This is a genomic window from Granulicatella sp. 572.rep1_STHE, from assembly GCF_001073445.1.
GTDB classification, from domain to species: Bacteria; Bacillota; Bacilli; order Lactobacillales; family Aerococcaceae; genus Granulicatella; species Granulicatella adiacens.
On record NZ_JVBO01000029.1, the window covers coordinates 24,802 to 43,576 of the forward strand.

Annotated in this window: 16 protein-coding genes; 15 read left to right on the top strand and 1 reads right to left on the bottom strand. The window is 36.6% G+C overall.

Features of this window, described 5'->3' with window-relative positions:
* Window positions 1-23: 23 nt before the first annotated feature.
* The 10 genes from ftsZ (at window position 24) to ADH99_RS06660 (ending at window position 8,662) form a co-directional block, all read left to right on the top strand.
* Entirely contained in the window at window positions 24-1,313 is a 1,290-nt protein-coding gene (gene ftsZ / locus ADH99_RS06615) for a cell division protein FtsZ (RefSeq protein WP_005605971.1), read from the top strand.
* Window positions 1,313-1,996, top strand: a complete 684-nt coding sequence (locus tag ADH99_RS06620; protein ID WP_053091350.1) for a YggS family pyridoxal phosphate-dependent enzyme — start codon at window positions 1,313-1,315, stop codon at window positions 1,994-1,996. Before ftsZ ends, ADH99_RS06620 begins: the two co-directional genes overlap by 1 nt.
* Window positions 1,996-2,445 (top strand): cell division protein SepF, encoded by a 450-nt coding sequence (locus ADH99_RS06625; protein ID WP_049555035.1) that lies wholly within the window; start codon window positions 1,996-1,998, stop codon window positions 2,443-2,445. The genes ADH99_RS06620 and ADH99_RS06625 overlap by 1 nt, the downstream gene beginning before the upstream one ends.
* Before the next feature lie 12 nt (window positions 2,446-2,457).
* Window positions 2,458-2,718, top strand: a complete 261-nt coding sequence (locus ADH99_RS06630) for a hypothetical protein (protein ID WP_049555034.1) — start codon at window positions 2,458-2,460, stop codon at window positions 2,716-2,718.
* A 14-nt stretch (window positions 2,719-2,732) separates the two neighbouring features.
* Window positions 2,733-3,524, top strand: a complete 792-nt coding sequence (locus tag ADH99_RS06635; protein WP_049555033.1) for an RNA-binding protein — start codon at window positions 2,733-2,735, stop codon at window positions 3,522-3,524.
* Between the two features lie 13 nt (window positions 3,525-3,537).
* Entirely contained in the window at window positions 3,538-4,095 is a 558-nt protein-coding gene (locus ADH99_RS06640) for a DivIVA domain-containing protein (protein ID WP_005605962.1), read from the top strand.
* A 57-nt stretch (window positions 4,096-4,152) separates the two neighbouring features.
* On the top strand, window positions 4,153-4,530 hold the full coding sequence (locus ADH99_RS06645; RefSeq protein WP_005605961.1) for an iron-sulfur cluster biosynthesis family protein: 378 nt from the start codon (window positions 4,153-4,155) through the stop codon (window positions 4,528-4,530).
* Between the two features lie 121 nt (window positions 4,531-4,651).
* Complete coding sequence (locus tag ADH99_RS06650) at window positions 4,652-6,409, top strand: phosphotransferase (RefSeq protein ID WP_049555032.1); 1,758 nt, start codon at window positions 4,652-4,654, stop codon at window positions 6,407-6,409.
* On the top strand, window positions 6,409-7,143 hold the full coding sequence (locus tag ADH99_RS06655; RefSeq protein WP_049555031.1) for a sugar phosphate nucleotidyltransferase: 735 nt from the start codon (window positions 6,409-6,411) through the stop codon (window positions 7,141-7,143). The genes ADH99_RS06650 and ADH99_RS06655 overlap by 1 nt, the downstream gene beginning before the upstream one ends.
* Complete coding sequence (locus ADH99_RS06660; protein WP_049555030.1) at window positions 7,136-8,662, top strand: BCCT family transporter; 1,527 nt, start codon at window positions 7,136-7,138, stop codon at window positions 8,660-8,662. The genes ADH99_RS06655 and ADH99_RS06660 overlap by 8 nt, the downstream gene beginning before the upstream one ends.
* Window positions 8,663-8,946: 284 nt before the next feature.
* Here the strand turns inward: ADH99_RS06660 and ADH99_RS06665 are convergent, their stop codons facing one another.
* Entirely contained in the window at window positions 8,947-9,384 is a 438-nt protein-coding gene (locus ADH99_RS06665) for a CopY/TcrY family copper transport repressor (RefSeq protein WP_049555029.1), read from the bottom strand.
* Window positions 9,385-9,632: 248 nt separating this feature from the next.
* Here ADH99_RS06665 and nrdI point away from each other — a divergent pair, with 248 nt between their 5' ends.
* The 5 genes from nrdI to ADH99_RS06690 all read left to right on the top strand — a co-directional run.
* A complete protein-coding gene (nrdI, locus tag ADH99_RS06670; RefSeq protein ID WP_049555054.1) occupies window positions 9,633-9,998 on the top strand; it encodes a class Ib ribonucleoside-diphosphate reductase assembly flavoprotein NrdI in 366 nt (121 codons plus the stop codon).
* Between the two features lie 10 nt (window positions 9,999-10,008).
* Window positions 10,009-12,168 carry a class 1b ribonucleoside-diphosphate reductase subunit alpha gene (gene nrdE / locus ADH99_RS06675; RefSeq protein WP_049555053.1) on the top strand — a complete coding sequence of 720 codons (2,160 nt, stop codon included), beginning with the start codon at window positions 10,009-10,011 and terminating at the stop codon, window positions 12,166-12,168.
* Window positions 12,169-12,197: 29 nt separating this feature from the next.
* The gene (gene nrdF / locus ADH99_RS06680; protein ID WP_049555052.1) at window positions 12,198-13,208 is read left to right on the top strand and encodes a class 1b ribonucleoside-diphosphate reductase subunit beta; all 1,011 of its coding nucleotides are present in this window, start codon (window positions 12,198-12,200) and stop codon (window positions 13,206-13,208) included.
* Between the two features lie 779 nt (window positions 13,209-13,987).
* Window positions 13,988-15,346 carry a serine hydrolase gene (locus ADH99_RS06685; RefSeq protein WP_049555028.1) on the top strand — a complete coding sequence of 453 codons (1,359 nt, stop codon included), beginning with the start codon at window positions 13,988-13,990 and terminating at the stop codon, window positions 15,344-15,346.
* 270 nt (window positions 15,347-15,616) lie between these two features.
* On the top strand, window positions 15,617-18,775 hold a 3,159-nt coding region (locus ADH99_RS06690), incomplete at its 3' end, for a CshA/CshB family fibrillar adhesin-related protein (RefSeq protein ID WP_152904694.1).

Sequence of the window (18,775 nt, forward strand, 5' to 3'; positions counted from 1 at the left end):
AAGAGAACCAAGGAGGAAATATAATGGATTTCGAATTCGATACAAATTTAGATGGCGCAGTTATTAAAGTCATTGGTGTTGGTGGTGCTGGTAACAACGCTGTTAACCGTATGATTGCAGAAGGAGTACAAGGTGTAGAGTTCATCGTAGCAAACACTGATACTCAAGCTTTAAGAAACTCAGAAGCTGAAACTAAAATTCAATTAGGACCAAAATTAACAAAAGGTTTAGGGGCTGGATCATTACCTGATATTGGTCTAAAAGCTGCAGAAGAAAGTGAAGAACAAATTCGCGAAGCTTTAGTTGGCGCGGACTTAATCTTCGTTACTGCTGGTATGGGTGGAGGTACTGGTACAGGTGCTGCACCAGTTGTTGCTCGTATTGCAAAAGAGTTAGGCGCATTAACAGTGGGGGTTGTTACACGTCCATTTAGCTTCGAAGGACCAAAACGTGGTCGTTTCGCTGCAGAAGGTGTTGCACAATTAAAAGCAAACGTAGATACATTAGTAACGATTTCAAATAACCGCTTATTAGAAATCGTTGATAAAAAGACTCCTATGTTAGAAGCTTTCCGTGAAGCTGATAATGTATTACGTCAAGGGGTGCAAGGGATCTCTGATTTAATTACTGCACCTGGTTACGTTAACTTGGACTTCGCTGATGTGAAGACAGTGATGAAAGATCAAGGTTCAGCATTAATGGGGATTGGTGTTGCTAGTGGTGAAAACCGTACAGCAGAAGCTACGAAGAAAGCTATTTCTTCACCATTATTAGAAGTATCTATCGATGGAGCAGAACAAATCCTATTAAACATCACTGGTGGTGCAGACTTAACATTATTTGAAGCACAAGACGCTTCTGATATCGTTGCAGCAGCTTCAACAAGTGAAGTAAACATTATCTTCGGTACTTCAATCAATGAAAACTTAGGAGATGAAGTCATTGTTACTGTTATCGCAACAGGAATTGACGAGGAGCGTAAACACGAAAAAAAGTCAGTAACTCGCGCTAACCGTTCTCCATTTACAAGCAGTACTTCAACTCGTAAAGATTTAGGGAATAACCCTCAAACTTTCCAAGAGAAACAAGTACCTTCAAAACCACAAGTTGTTGAAGAAAAGAAAGCAGAAAAAGACTTGTTTGGTGACTGGGATATTCGTCGTGAAACTACAGTGCGTGATACTTCTTCATCAACTGATGCAGATTCACCATTTGCGCAAAGCAATTTTGTAGAAGCTCCTTCTGAGCCAAAACAAGCTGAAAATGATGGATTAGATACTCCGCCGTTCTTCAGAAAAAGAAACAGAAATTAATGAGTATCATTAAACAGAATGTAAGTCGTATTATGAACTTGGTTGCATCTTCTTGTAACCAAGTTCATAGACTATCTGAGGAAGTTTGTCCTATTGTTGTGACGAAAAATCGCTCTCAGGAAGAAGTTCAAGAGATGTATGACTTGGGTTTTCGACATTTTGCGGAGAATCGTGTTGAAAAACTACTTGAACGGCAGGAACAATTTCCCGAAGAGGATATTTTCTGGCATTTAATCGGTCCTTTGCAAAAGCGTAAAGTAAAACAAGTTATTAATCGAATTGATTTATTTCATGCTCTTGATAGACTCTCCATTATGAGTGAGATTGATAAACGACTCGAGCAACCTTTGGACTGTCTGTTAGAAATAAATGTCTCTGGTGAGGAAACGAAACATGGTTTTTCACCTGAAGAGGCTTTTGGCGCTTATAAGGAGAGTAAGCAGTATGAAAAAATTCATATTGTTGGGCTAATGACGATGGCGCCTTATAAAGCAAGCGATGAAGAAATTCGCTTCTTTTTTTCGCGTTTAGCACAATTAGCTAAAAAGATTGAAGAAAAGGAAAACCTATCACAACCACTCCTGTTAAGTATGGGAATGAGTAGTGATTTTCCAATCGCTATCCAGTGTGGCGCAACATATATTCGAATTGGCACAAGCTGGTTTGAAACGGAGGAAGAATAATGGGATTCATGAATCGTGTCAAAAACTTTTTAAGTCCTGAAGATGATTATTATGAAGAGGATGATCAGTTTGAATATGTTGAAGAGACTGAGGATAATACTCAGACTCCACTTCGTTCTAGATCGAATCCTTCGAATGTCGTTCCTTTCCAAAGCCCAGGAGTAAAGAAAACATCTAAAATTTATGTGGTGGAACCTAGCGTTTATTCTGAAGCGGAACGTATAGCAGATGCTCTCTTAAAAGGGGAAGCAGTACTAATCAACTTTAAACGGATGGAGCCAAAAGATGCAAAACGTGTCATTGATTTTGTAGTTGGAGTGGCGTATGCTATTAACGGCGATGTTCAAAAGGTAAGAGATGAAATTTTTATCTGCTCACCAGCGAATTTTCAAGTACAAGGAAACTTTGACGAGGAAGCAGGAGATGTTTTTCGACGTCCTGAGTTTTAAAGGAGGAATATTATGGCAAATGAATTTATTTCAGGGATTACACTTATAGCAACTTATTATACATTATTTTTAATATTATATGGATTGAATATTTATTGGAATCTCTATCTTCCAACGTTTGTTGAGGATTTTCTTGATAAAGTGTGTAGACCTTTTGTAAGTCTATTTAAGAATGTAAGAATTGGAAATTATAGTTTAGCATTATTGACTTCAATCGTTGTTGTATTTTTCGGTAATTTATTAATTGTTAGTTTAATACGTTTGATTTTTTAACAAGGTGAAGGACTATGGAGACTGGAATTGAACAACATTTTAGAAAAGAGGAAATCCCTTTTCTAAAGCAAGTTGAAGAATGGGTAGAAGAAGTACGTTTACAGTATGCGCCCGTATTGACAAATTATCTTGATCCACGCCAACAGTTTATTGTGGAGGCAATCGTGGGTCAGTATGATGATGTTCGTTACTACTTTGATGGCGGGTATATTGATGCTGAACGAAAACGTTGTATGATTAGCCCGGATTATTATGAGCCAACTTTAGAGGATTTCGAAAATGCTCTTTTTCATATTCAATATCCGAAGAAATTCGCAACACTGGGGCATGGTAAGATTCTTGGGTCACTGATGAGCCTTGGGTTTGACCGTAGTCTGATTGGCGATATTATTTCTAACGGAGAAGACTGGCAATTATTCTGTGCTCAAAATATGAAAGAATATATCAAACAACAGCTAGAAAAAATTGGGAAAGTTGCTGTAAGGCTTGAAGAAGTCGACTATACGAAATTAATTGTACCAGTGGATCATTGGACAAATATTCAAACAGTTGTAAGTTCTCTTCGTTTAGATACAGTGATTGCTTCCGTATTTAATGTGTCAAGACAGCGTTCAAAAGAAATGATAGAAAGTGGTAAAGTAAAGGTGAATTGGACCGAAGAGAATCGCCCGGACTTTATGCTGGAAATTTTAGATATTGTATCCATTCGCGGATATGGACGCCTTCAAATTCAAAAAATCGAAGGGCGAACCAAAAAAGATAAAATTAAAATCGAACTTGGTCTTTTAGAAAAAAATAAAAAATAAAGGGGAGTTATTTATGTCAATTACACCAAACGATATTCATAATAAAGATTTTTCAACAAAATTCAAAGGCTTCGATCCAGAAGAAGTTAATGAGTTTTTGGATGAAGTAAAAAAAGAATTAGAACATTTAATTCGTGAAAATAAAGATTTAGAAAAACGCGTGAAATTTAATGAAGAAAAAGTAGAATACTTTACTTCTATTCAAGAAACTTTGAATAAATCTATTATTGTAGCTCAAGAAGCAGCAGACAGATTACGTGAAAATGCGCGTAAAGATGCAGAAATCATTATTTTTGAAGCAGAAAAAACAGCTGAGGAATTATTAAAAGAGGCAGCTGAAAAAGCGACTCAAATTAATCGTGAAACAGACGCAATTAAGAAGGAAACGCGTATTTTCCGTCAACGTCTTCAAATCTTAAGTCAAACACAATTAGAAATGATTAAAAATGAAGAGTGGGATATGGTGTTAAATACACCTTCACAAATTGAAGTGACACCACCGACAATTGATTCAATTATCGAAAAACGTGCTAAAAGAACTGAGCACCTTACTGAAGAAGAACAACAATAATCAATTTAGAAGGGGACCAAAAGGAGGTCTCCTTTTTCGATAGAAAGAGAGAAAACGATGGAAATTTGGTTTAGTGAAACAGCTAAAGATAAACTATTAAAATTAATGAATGAAAAAGGATTAACAGATGTTTTTTTCGTTATGGATTATGCTGATGGAGATAGTCCTTTCTACGACGAAGGCGGAGGATGTCATTGCCAAGTTAATGAGAAGTATCATTTAGTCATTTTAAAGAAAGAAGAGGAGTCTACTTTACATCGAAAGTTCGACAAGTTATTAGAGACTAATTTGGGAAAAGTTTATGTCTCTAGTCGCTATGAAATGATGTTTGACCAGAAAAATGTAGTCGATTATAGTGTGGATAAATATGGGTTTTACTTAAAGAGTGAGGCAGGAATCTTATCCATGAGACTCAATATTGATTTTATAGCGTAAAAAGATGAGCATGTGCTCATCTTTTTTTGTATTTAAGGATTTCTTTACTTTAAAAAGCTTGTACCTTTATTGAATACATAGTATACTATTTTTGTTCACGAAAACAAAAGAGGTGAATTTTATGAACAAAGTTAATTTAGATTTGTTGAAATTAATCAAAAAGAACGCTATTCATAATCAACGAGAATTGGCAGATTTATCAGGTTATTCTCTGGGACTGGTGAATCGTGAAATTAAAAAATTAAGAGAATTAAAGCTAGTCGATGAAGAATTTCGAATGACTAGTAAGGCAAAAACGTTATTCAAAAAAAATAAACCTAAAAATGCAGTAATCTTGGCAGCTGGCTTTGGGATGCGAATGGTTCCCATCAATACAGAAACGCCAAAAGGACTTCTAGAAGTCAAAAATGAACCACTTATTGAGCGATTGATTAAACAATTACAAGAAGTGGGAGTATCAGATATCAATGTGGTCGTAGGCTTTATGAAAGAACAGTACGAGTATTTAATCGATGATTTTCAAGTAAAATTAGCAGTGAATCCAGATTATGCTACGAAAAATAATTTTTATTCATTACAACGAGTTGCTGGAATTTTAGGAAACACGTATATTGTCCCTTGTGACTTGTGGTCTGAGGAGAATCCCTTTGAAGAGGATGAATTATACTCTTGGTATTTAATGGGACATGAGGAAGTGGAACAAAGCTATTTTAGAGTGAATAAAAAGCAAGAAATTATCACGAGCGAGAAAAGAAGAAAAGGAAATCGTCCTTACGGAATTTGCTATCTTGCTGAAAAAGAAGCTAAAGTGGTGACCAAACAATTAAATATAGCTGCTGAAGAAAAAAGGCATGAAAAATCTTTCTGGGAAGTTACTTTAGAGGATAAAGATAAAAAGTACATTGTATATCCAAAAATGATTGATGATAAAAAGATTGCTGAAATTAATACTTACGAGCAGTTACGTGAAATCGACCATTCCTCCAGTCATTTAGAAACAGATGCTTTAATCAACATTTCAAAAGCATTAGGAGTACCATTAGAGGAAATTGTAAATATTGAAGTATTAAAAAAAGGAATGACGAATCGAAGCTTCTTATTTACTTGTAAAGAACAAAAATACATTATGCGTATTCCAGGAGAAGGAACGGATCATCTCATCAATCGTAAGGAAGAAGCTGATGTATACCGCGTGTTAGAAGGCAAAAAAATCTGTGACGATGTTGTATATATGAATCCTGAGAATGGATATAAGATTACAGCCTATCTAGATGGAGCACGCTCTTGTGATAGTGAAAATAAAGAAGATTTGAAACGTTGTATGGCAAAACTTCGTGAGTTCCATGCGTCTAAACTGAAAGTCGCTCATACATTTGATCCATTTAAACAAATCGTGTTTTATCAAAGTTTATGGAATGGTCAAACATCTTACTATAAAGATCATGAAAAAACACAAAATGAAATATTAAGCTTAAAGACTTTTGTAGAAAAATATAAAAAGGAGCCAGTTCTAAGCCATATAGATTCTGTCTACGATAATTTTCTTTTCACGAAAGAAGGAGATATTCGACTGATTGACTGGGAATATGCAGGTATGCAAGATCCACATATCGATATTGCAATGTTTTGTATTTACGCTGGATATGACCGTAAACAAGCAGACGAATTAATGGACCTTTATTTTGAAGGAAAATGCGAAAAGATGACGCGTATTAAAATTTATGCGTATATGGCCGTTAGCGGAATGCTTTGGAGCAACTGGTGTGAATATAAACGCACACTAGGTGTTGATTTTGGTGAATATTCACTCATGCAATATCGTTATGCCAAAGACTTCTATCGCATTGTGCAAGAAGAATTAGCAAAAGAGGAAAAATAATGACACATACGATTAAACGAGCAATTATAATGGCTGCGGGAAAAGGGACACGAATGCGTCCAATAACTAATGAAATCCCAAAACCATTAGTAAAAGTAAATGGGAAAAGAATGATTGATACGGTAATCGATGCCTTATATGAACAAGGAATTCAAGAGATTTACGTGGTTGTCGGTTATTTAAAGGAAAAATTTTCTGAGTTAAAAGCAGATTATCCAAATATTACCATTGTAGAAAATCCTTATTTTGATATTGCTAACAATATTTCTTCTCTTTATGTTGTCAGAGGTCATTTAGAAGAAGCCATTATTTTAGATGGAGATCAGTTAATTTTTAACAGTGAGATTTTACATCCAGAGTTCACTCGCTCAGGTTACGCATGTATTCCTGTAGAAAATGGAACGGATGAATGGCTCATGCAAGTGAATACAGATGGAGTAGTTACCAGCTGTAGTCGTACTGGTGGAGAAAAGGGATGGCAATTATATAGCATTTCTCGTTGGACGAAAGAAGACGGACAAAAGTTAAAACATCATTTGGAAATCGAGTTTGAAGAAAAGAAACATCATGACATTTATTGGGATGATGTAGCGATGTTTTGTTACCCCACAGAATATGAAATGGGCATCTACCCAATGCAACAGGGAGATATCGTAGAAATCGATAGCTTGGAAGAATTGGTAACAATGGATGCATCGTATCAAACTTTATTAGAGGAGGCTCATTATGAATAATGAATTGGAGAAAAAATCGTTAAGAGATGAAATTGACTGGATTGCTACACTAGTACCATTATTTGGAGTATTATTTCTAGGACTATTATTTTTGATATTCCCGGATTCTAGTTCTGCAGTACTTGAAGGAGTTCGAGGTTTTCTAGGAGACCAATTCAGTATTTATTATGCCATGTTAGGAGTTGGTGTATTCCTGTGTAGTATGTATGTAGCTTTCTCTAAATATGGACGTATTGTATTAGGTGGGAATAAATCTAAAGTAGAATATTCAAATTTCCAATGGGGAGTGATGATTTTTACTTCTACGATGGCAGCAGATATTGTGTTCTATGCCATGATTGAATGGGCACTCTATGCGCAAGAGTCTTATCTTGGAGAGCTTGGTAGCATTCAAAAATGGGCTTCGACATTCCCATTATTCCACTGGGGACCTATTGCCTGGGGATTCTACATTATGTTAGCCGTCGCTTTTGGATTTATGTTACATAATCGAAAAGTAGAAAAACAAAAATTCTCTGAAGCTTGTCGTCCTCTTTTGGGAGATAAAGTAGACGGATGGATGGGAAAAGTCATTGACTTAATCGCTATCTTTGCATTAATTGCAGGAACAGCAACAACGTTCTCACTAGCGACCCCACTTCTTTCAGCGGCTATGAGCCAAGTGTTTGGAATTCAAAATTCGAAACTAATTACGATTGTTGTATTATTGTTAATTGCAGTAGTTTATACTAGCACTGTTATGTTAGGAATGGAGGCTGTCTCAAAATTAGCAGCCATTTGTACGTACTTATTCTTTGCACTTCTCGCTTATTTCCTATTCCTAGGAGGAGAGACCGTTTATATTTTAGAAACAGGATTTAGCGCAATTGGAAATCTTGTTCAAAACTTTATCGGAATGTCCACATGGTTAGATCCACTTCGCGAGACAAGTTTCCCTCAAAAATGGACGATTTACTACTGGTCTTATTGGATGGTATGGTGTGTAGCGACGCCATTCTTTATCGGTAGTATTTCAAAAGGCCGTACTGTTAAAAATACGGTTCTTGGTGGATATGCATGGGGAATCGCAGGAACATTTACAGCATTTATTATTCTTGGGAACTACGGACTTGCGCAACAATTAAAGCATGGCTTAGATATTACAGGAATTTTAAATACAAATGCGGATTATGCTGCAGCAATTCTTAAAATTTTTGAGACAATGCCATTAGCGAATATTGGATTGCTACTTCTGGCTGTTACAATGATTGCTTTCTACGCGACGACGTTCGATGCATTAACACTCGTAGTTTCTGCTTATTCTTATAAAGAATTAACGCATACGCATGATAGTGATAAGCGTGTTCGTATGTTTTGGTCATTAGTACTGATTTTATTCCCAATCGCATTGATTTTCTCTGAAAATTCAATGTATAATCTTCAGTCGGTAGCCATTATTGCAGCCTTCCCAATTGGGATTATTATCATTATGATTATTGCAAGCTTCTTTAAAGATGCGAAGGACTATTTGAAATCGTAGTTGGCAATGACTATGAATCTATGACGGATATAGGAATAGTAGCTGTAATGGGATACTGGTGCAAGCCTTGGTCTTGCACCTTTAAAGCCTCAAAGAGGGAGTAAGGAATAAATTCCTAACTCCCTCTTATTCGTTTTAATATCCTTCCCATTACTGTTACTATTAAATCCGTAAGATTCATAGTCATTTAGCGAGAATTTTAAATAGTGCAAATTGGAATAAATTGAAAATAAAAATAACCTATTGTTTAAAGTCATTATGGCTTTAAGCAATAGGTTTTTATGTTAGTGATGGTGATGGCAATTACATTGCCCAGGCAGGCAGTTGCACGAAACAGAAGTAGGGGCGGTGGCCGCTTTTTCTTTTAAGGCATTCACTAATACTTTAATGTCCTCTTGGCTTAAGGTTGCTTTATTGATTAGAGTGTGTAGTAAATTCCCATTTTGTTTGTGGCACACTTGTTCAAGAAGGGCATCCGTCTCTTGGTCGAGTTGCTCTTTTTCCAAAATCGTAGCAGAATAGTGGAAGGGTTTCTTTCGATTATCGATTTGAATATAGCCTTTCTTTGTGAGGCGAATAATCAGTGTTTTTACAGTTGATTCACTCCAAGGGAATGATTTCTGCAGTTGTTCGATGATAAATCCACTTGTACTACTTGGGTTTGCCCATAATACGCGCATGACTTGGCGTTCCGAAGGGCTCATTGGTTGAAATTCAGTCATAGTGTAGAACTCCTTTCATTTTTAGTCTACAATCGTCGACTGATTCTGTCAATATTTCGAATAAGAATAATACTAAATATCGAAAAACACTGATTTCACTAACTATATTTTGTGTTGTCTACAAAGAATGATACAAAATGTTGTAAAAAAATTGCAAAAAGGAACTAGACTAGATATAATTAACTTCGTGAGTTTCAAGTGAGATTGGAATGCATTTTGTTGTATTTCTATTTCGGAATGGAGATATTGTGAAAGTCGTTTATTTATCACTAACTGGAAAAACAAGACAATTTGTAAAAAAATTGGGTTGGGATTTTGTTGAAATTTCTAAGAAAAATCCTACAGTACAAATGAAAGAGCCTTATATCGTCATTACACCAACTTATGGAGAGCAAGTGGCGAATTTTTTTTACGAATTTATTGATTTTGAAGAAAACAGAGAGCTGTTAATGGGAGTTGCTGGTTCAGGGAATCGCAATTTTAACACGAGTTTTTGTTCGAATTCTAAAGAGTTAGCGAGAAGATATGATGTTCCTTTACTTCATTGTTTTGAAAACCAAGGTACAGATAAAGATGTACAAATACTAATAGAAAAGGTGAGAGAGATTGGATAGTCCAAAATTAATGAACAAGACTCAAGAAGTTACATACTTCGCATTAAACAATGAGTTAAACCGTCCAGTTGATGGGAAAATTCCATTGCATAAAGATCGTGAAGCGGTTCGTGCGTTCTTCTTAGAACACGTAAACCCAAATACAGTTTTCTTCTATACATTAGATGAAAAACTAGATTACTTAATCGAACACGATTATTTAGAAGCAGAATTTTTAGGAAAATACAACCGTAAATTCGTTAAGAAATTAATGAAAGAAACGTACAAGAAAAAATTCCGTTTCCGTTCATTTATGTCCGCATTTAAGTTCTACAAACAATATGCAATGAAGACAAATGACGGTCAACGTTACTTAGAACGTTTTGAAGATCGTATTGTATTTAACGCTCTTTTCTTAGCGGATGGCGATGAGCAATTAGCGCATGATTTAGCAGAAGAAATGATTACACAACGTTACCAACCAGCAACACCAACATTCTTGAATGCCGGAAGAAAACGTCGTGGAGAACTCGTTTCATGCTTCTTAATTCAAACAACAGACGATATGAACAGTATCGGTCGTACCATCAACTCAGCTCTCCAATTATCAAGAATTGGGGGAGGAGTAGGGGTAAGCTTGTCTAACGTTCGTGCAGCAGGTGACCCAATCAAGAAAATTGAGAATGCATCAAGCGGTGTTGTTCCAATTATGAAATTGTTAGAAGATAGTTTCAGTTACTCTAACCAATTAGGTCAACGTAACGGTGCCGGTGCGGTTTACTTAAATGTATTCCACCCAGATATCGTATCGTTCCTATCTACGAAAAAAGAAAACGCGGACGAAAAAGTGCGTGTGAAGACATTATCACTTGGATTAGTTGTTCCAGATAAATTCTACGAATTAATTAAAAACGACGACATTATGTACTTATTCAGCCCATACGATGTGGAACGTATTTACGGTGTACCATTCTCATATGTGGACATCACTAAAGAATATGACAACATGGTGAACAACCCTGAAATCCGCAAATCTAAATTACGTGCGCGTGACTTAGAAAACGAAATTAGTAAATTACAACAAGAATCTGGATATCCATATGTAGTGAACATCGATACAGCAAATCGTGTAAACCCAATCGATGGAAAGATTATCATGAGTAATTTATGCTCTGAAATCCTACAAGTTCAAGAACCTTCAGTAATCAATAATGCTCAAGAGTATGAACACTTAGGAACAGATATCAGCTGTAACTTAGGTTCAACAAACATCGTGAACTTAATGAAATCTCCTGACTTCGAACGTTCTGTAGATGTAGCGGTTCGTGCGTTAACATTCGTAACAGATCACTCAAGTATTGATGCTGTACCAACAGTTAAAAACGGAAACAGCAAAGCACATACTATCGGTCTTGGAGCGATGGGATTACACACCTTCTTTGCATTAAACCAAATGGAATACGGCTCACCTGAGTCTATCGAAGCAACTGATTTATACTTCAGAATGTTGAACTTCTACACATTGAAAGCAAGTAACAAGATTGCCAAAGAACGCGGTAAATCATTCGTTGGTTTTGAACGTTCTAAATATGCAACAGGTGAATATTTCGACAGCTACATTGCTGAAGAGGTGCAAATTCAATCTGATAAAGTGAAGAAAATTTTTGCTAAACTTCCTATTCCAACTACAGAAGATTGGAAACAATTAAAAGAAGACGTAATGAACGGTGGATTATATCACCAAAACCGTTTAGCAATTGCGCCAACAGGTTCAATCAGCTACGTAAACGAAACAAGTGCGTCACTTCACCCAATTACTCGTTTAATCGAAGAACGTCAAGAGAAGAAGACTGGTAAGACTTATTACCCAGCTCCATTCTTATCAAACGACACTTTACCATTCTACAAATCAGCGTATGATATCGATATGCGTAAAGTAATCGACGTATACGCAGCAGCTCAAAAACATATCGACCAAGGGATGAGCTTGACATTATTCATGCGTTCAGAACTTCCTGAAGGATTATATGAATGGAAAGAAGGACGTACAAACAAGATGACAACCCGTGACTTAAACATTTTACGTAACTACGCGTGGAATAAAGGCATCAAGTCAATTTACTATGTACGTACATTTACAGAAAACAACGACGAAATTGGAAGTAATGCTTGCGAAAGCTGTAGCATTTAATGGGAATACGAAAGAAAGGACAAAAGCTCATGAGTACAAAACGATATTTTAATGAGATTCTTTCTCAAAATTCTACACAACCAGTAGAGTACTATAAAGCGATTGACTGGAACCAAGTGGAAGACATGATCGATAAATTAACTTGGGAAAAACTAACAGAGCAATTCTGGTTAGATACACGTATTCCAGTATCAAACGACTTAGACGACTGGAGAACTTTATCACCTGCAGAAAAAGATGTTGTGGGTAAAGTGTTCGGTGGATTAACATTATTAGATACGCTTCAATCAGAAGAAGGTGCAAGCTTAATGAAAGATTACGTGCGCACGCAACACGAAGAAGCCGTATGGAATAACATTCAATTTATGGAATCTGTTCACGCGAAAAGTTACTCAACTATCTTCAGTACTTTGCATACAAAAGCAGAAATCGAAGATATTTTCGAATGGACAAATAATAATGAATACTTACAATTCAAAGCGAAAAAGATTAACGAAATCTACCAAAGTAAAGATGCTTTGAAGATGAAAGTGGCTTCTACAATGCTTGAAACATTCCTATTCTACAGTGGATTCTTTACACCACTTTACTACTTAGGAAACAACAAACTTGCTAACGTGGCTGAAATCATCAAGTTAATCATTCGTGACGAGTCGGTTCACGGAACTTACACTGGTTACAAGTTCCAACAAGGCTACAACGAATTGTCAGAACAAGAACAAGAAGAAATGAAGATGTGGGTATACAACTTATGCTTGGAACTTTACCAAAACGAAGTGAAGTATACACAATCAATCTATGACCAAGTTGGTTGGACTGAAAAGGTTAAAGTGTTTATTCGTTATAACGCGAATAAAGCACTTCAAAACTTAGGGTTCGATCCTTTGTTCCCGGATACTGCTGAAGATGTGGATCCGATTGTGATGAACGGGATTTCAACAGGTACAAGTAACCATGACTTCTTCTCGCAAGTTGGGAATGGGTACTTACTCGGTAGTGTTGAAGCGATGGATGATGAAGACTATTCAAAATGGATGTAATTTCTACCCAAACAGGTTCCTGAAAAGGAGCCTGTTTTTTGTTTGTGCAAAGGTAAAACACTTAGAACCTTCGGCTACACTTAATAATTATAAGAATAACTGTATCGCCTCAAGCCAAGGTCTTGAGGCTACCAAGCTTCAAACACTCTCTAGAAAATAAATTTTCAAGAGAGTGTAATTCACATTGGTTACTACCGTTATTCTTATGATTATTGGTATCCGAGGCTCTTTGTGATTTACAGTAAAAAGTTGGGTGCATTAGGAACATGTTTATTGAAAATAGGCCCATTTGACGGACACATCCATGTTTTCATCGGCCTCGCAAATGAACCGGAGCTTGGACAGAGTATGTGCTCCTCACCGATTGAGTCAGGGGTTGAGCTTCAAAGGGACTCTACGAAATAAATTTCGAAGATTCCCTAATTCACATCAGTTGTGGTCGCTATTGTTACCACTATAGACTCCGAAATCACTTCGTATTTTTGATTACCAAATATGGTAATTTAGGAATCAGTTTTGTGAAATAAGTTTATTGGTGTATTCATATCCAAACTTCAACACTCTTGTAAATGGAGAAGTGCAGGGATAAATTATCTGCTTCTTATAGAGTTTTTAAAACATATTGAGCTTTCGGCTACACTTAATAATTATAAGAATAACTGTATCATTTTAAGAGGAGTTCTTAAGTTTAGAAAAATGATTTAGATTTGTATTAAGTTTTATTGCAAAAAGAGGGAGAATTCAATAAAATGAGAGGAGATGTTTTAAGGGGAAAAATAATGAAAAAAATAATCAAATTAGTTTGCGTCTTGTTTTTATTGATGATGGGAGTTATCGGTACAAAATTCACAGTGAACGCACAAGAATCTATTTTAAAAGTAGTTAAAGATGAAGGGTATGAGATTAGCTCTTCAGATACACCGAAAGCTTCACTAGTTGTGAGTATAGCGAATGGTGAAATACTATGGCAGGAAAATCCTGATAGGGCGGTAGATCCTGCTAGCTTAAGTAAATTAATGACGATTTTTATCGTTTATGATGCGATTAAAGAAGGGAAAATAAGCTTAAGTGATAAAGTAGTCCCAACCGCAACAGATGAAGCTATTTCTAAAATTACAGCCTTAAGTAATGTTCCGCTAACTGCTGGAGTCGAGTATCCAGTGGAGGAACTTGTAAAAATGGCACTCCTTCCTTCTTCTAACGCGGCTACGATTCTTTTGTCACATCTGGTGAATGATAATTCGGATGAATTTGTAGACTTAATGAATCAAAAGGCCAAAGAATTAGGAATGACAAATACTAAATTCGAAGGTGCTACTGGAGCGGTGGCGGAAGATTTCCAAGGTCATTATACGGTTAAAAGACATTCAATGAATCAACCCAACCAAACGACCGCTAGAGATTTAGCAAAAATGGTGATTGCTTTATATAAAGCACATCCTGAACTGACTCAGTATACGAGAAATAGCACACTTACGGTTATGAATGGAACACCGTATGCACAAACGATTAAAAACACCAATCACTCAGTTCAAGGGGATTTATTAGCGTATCCTGGTATCATTGGTTTGAAAACTGGAACCAGTGAGAGAGATGGATTTAACTATATAGGGATTTATCAAAAAGACGGAGTGGAACTATTAGATATCGTTTTAGGGGTAAGTGAGTGGACTAGTGCCGCTGGAGAGTATAATCGTCATAAAATCGGAAATGCTTTGTTGAGTTATGTCTTAAAGCAATATGAGGCACAAACTTTATTCAATCCTGGGATTCAAACCATTCAAGGCCAAAAAGTGAAATTAGATCATGCAGTGAAGGTTTTTACTGAAAAAGGAAAGACAGCAACCTATCAAATTGAAGGGAATCAGTTAAAAGTTGCGACACCTCAAGGAACAATCTATGAACAGGAATTAACTTATTCGATTGAAAAAGAGCCAGATGAAGCTGTTGAATCTACTTATGAAGAAACAACAACCGAAGCAAGTCAATGGATCCCTAAAATTATTTGGAATAAGACTGTGCACTTTATTAAGAAACTTCCACTTCTGTTTTGGGTGTTCTTTTTTGGGATTGTACTTGTGTTTTACGTCCTTAGAAAATTTTTGAAAAGAAGTTCCAAAAGAGATTGTCGTAGATAGAAAAATCAAATAAAATCAAGCATAGAACAGCATTGTTTATTTTCAGAAAATAAATAATGCTGTTTTATTTTATTCATATTTTCAATCATAAATTTTTAGATAGGAAAAATGATTGAGAAAAGATTATAATTCACAAACAAATTATGAGTTTTCATAGTTGGAAAATGATGTATTGTATGATAAAATCTGTGGTTAGGTAGTGGTGAAAAAAGGGATGTTATCAATAAATTTCACAATATAAAAACGATAGAGAAAAGAAAGAGGAAGGATATGTTTAGTTCAAAGAATGTTCAAATGAATGAGCGTAAGAAACGTTCAAAAGTAACTCGATACGCAATTAAAAAATTATCCGTAGGGACAGCTTCTGTTGCTGTTGCCTTAGGATTTATGTTCGTACAAGGTCAAACAACAGTATATGCTGATACTGTCGAAAGTACAGCGGTTGCAACACAAGAAGCTGCTAAAGAAAGTCCGAAAAAAGACTCGACTGAAGCAGAAAAGGCTGTAAAAGAAGCTACACAAAAAGTAGAACCGACTGCTGAGACGACAACAACAACTTCTCAACCAAAAGAGGAAAATGAGAAAACAACGAAAGAAACTTCTGAAAAAGAAGCAGCATTACCTGACAAAGCTGAAGAAACAACGGCTGCTGCTGAAGTAAAAGAAGAAACAACAGTAGCACCAGAAAATAAACCTCGTACGCGTTCAAAACGTGAAACACCAGCGACTTCAAGCGATAAAATTGGTGATGACGTTGTCGATGCTACGTCTGAGCCAAAAGTAGAAAAACCAGGTTTAACTCCACAAATCTTAGCGGACCAAGTTTTAAAACAAGTTTCGTGGTTGGATTTTGGGGATACAGCAAACTGGACTGGAACGACTAGAACAGCTGATGGTAAATTAGCACTTCAAGTCGGAGCAACCTATACAAAAGAAGTAATGCCAGGTTATAAAGTTAAATTAACAATTAAATCTTTAAGACCTTTCCAAGCAACAGAAATCTATCGAAAACGCTTGGAAAGTCAAGGAGCTACTGCTGAAGAAAAAGCTACCTATGACCCAAATGCCAAAAATGGATACATCAGTTCTACTGCCAATCCGAAAGGAAGAGCAGCATATAAAGCAGGTGAAGAAGCAAAAGTTATTGCTGAAGCACAAAATATGTGGACTGAGATTCGTAAAGAAGGAATTGATACTGGAAACAAGAAAACGGTTATCACTTCCGAATTTGATGGTGGGAATTTCGGTATTCAATTTGAGATTTCTGGGACATACAACGGTAAACCAGTAAAACCATCTATTGTAATGGCCGATGCAGAATCAGCAAACCCTGGGGAATTAGTAACGTTCACTACAAACGGAACAGGGTGGCAACATATTGGTGAATGGACTAAAAAAGGAGTTCCAAATACTCGTACTTACGTCCCACAAAATACAAAGGATACTTTTGATCCAGCTAAAAATTATAGCGGCAGAAAGCCTGTAAATGTGGATGGGGTAAATTTACCTGGTCAAAATGCACATCAAATCTTAAACGCTGAGGGCGTAGGGTCAAAAGGCAAAACGGTTGCCTGGAAGTACTTTGGAAGTCCTGATTTGAAAACCGGTGGTTTAGGAACAGGAGTGTTTGGTTCAAACTATTCTGCAGGTCCGTTTTCAGTACCCCTTGTAATGACTCGAGGAGCTTCAGAAGTTGGAATTTATGTCATGGCTGCAGGGAAACAAGCGGCGATGATTGGATTCTTACCTTTTGATGAAAGTGATGCTCCAGAATCATATGGTCTTGCGACACACGCTGTTAACCAAGTGAACGGAGTTACTGGAGCAAAAGTAAATCAACCATATTTAGGGGATACTCGTCCGGATATGGATGAAAATCTAGATCGTTCTGATTGGAAAGGCGACGATAAAGACGGTTCTGGAGACGAAGGCATTAATCAAATCTTGCCAGCAGAATTAAAAGGCAAAACGAATGAAATGATTTCGATTGAACGTACTCGTCCTGGAAACTATACGTTAACTGTTCAAGCACATACGGGTGGAAGTCCAGAAGCTTATCTTTACGGATGGATTGATTTCAACCGCAATGGTAAATTTGATGAAAATGAACGTTCTGAAAAAACAACGATTACTTCAGACGGAAATGCAGTTTTAACGTTTAATAACGGACCGATTTTAAATGATTTAGAATTGCATAAACTTGGAGTACGTGTTCGTATCTCTACTCATGCGCCAGATATTGAAAGTCCAACTGGTATGTCAATGTCCGGAGAAGTAGAAGACTTTGAAACACAAGTCATTTTCCCACCAAAAGGAAGTAAAAAAGAGACAGAAGGAGTTCAAGGAGTTACCCAAAAAGGAACCGTTGAATTCACTGCTCAAGGAAAACAAAGATATTCAAAAACAGAAGATGCTGTTATCGATGAAACCGTTGCTCCATATATCGTAGATGAAAATGGAAATAAAGTAACCGTTGATTCAGAAGGCTATTATGCAGTTCCTGGTGAAGGTAAATATAAAGTTACAGGTGCAGGGAAAGATGTTGTAGTTGAATTTGTGCCTGAAGCTGGATTTGTTGGAGTTGGTAAAGGGATTACGATTCGTCGTCATGACAATAATGGAGTCGATTCGGGCTGGAATACGAAAGATAATTCCGTTGCAACGATTAGCGACCAAGCGAATACAATGGATGGTCGCTACATTCCTAAGGTGATTGCACTTTCAGATGCTGCCACTTCAGAAGAGTTACAAGGCTTAGAACATGATAAAACATTGAAATTCACGAATGCAGCTGGTCCAGTTACTCCTTCTAGTGAAAATCCTATGCAAATTGTAGATCCAAAAACAGGAAACCCTATTGGAAATAGCGCTCCTGCAATGAAAGATGGACAAGTAGTTGGGAAATACGAAATTGAACCTACAACTGGGAAAGTGAAGTTTACTCCAAATAAAGATTTTAGAGGAACACCAGAACCAATTGTAGTTCAAGTAGTTGAAGCGAATACGGGTAGAGTCCTTGCTGGAGTAAAGTACATTCCAACGGTATTACCTGTTCAACCAATTGCTGAAGATAAGACAACAACAGGAAAACAAGGTCAAGTTCAATCTGAAACGATTACGTTTAAACAACAAGATGGAGCTGAACAAAAGGTTCCGATGGTGGTCAGTGATTCTAATCCAGTGAAGTTTATTGACCCGACAACGAAAGAACCAACAGACAAAACAGAATTACCAGCAATGAAAGATGGTAAGCAAGTGGGAACGTACAAATTAAATCCAGAAACAGGAGAAATTACGTTCACGCCAAATAAAGACTTTGTTGGGACTCCAGAAGGTGTCACTGTCCAAGCAAAAGATGCCAACGGTACTCCAGCTACAGCGAAGTACACACCAACCGTAACGGAAGTAACACCAAGAGGTGAAGATAAA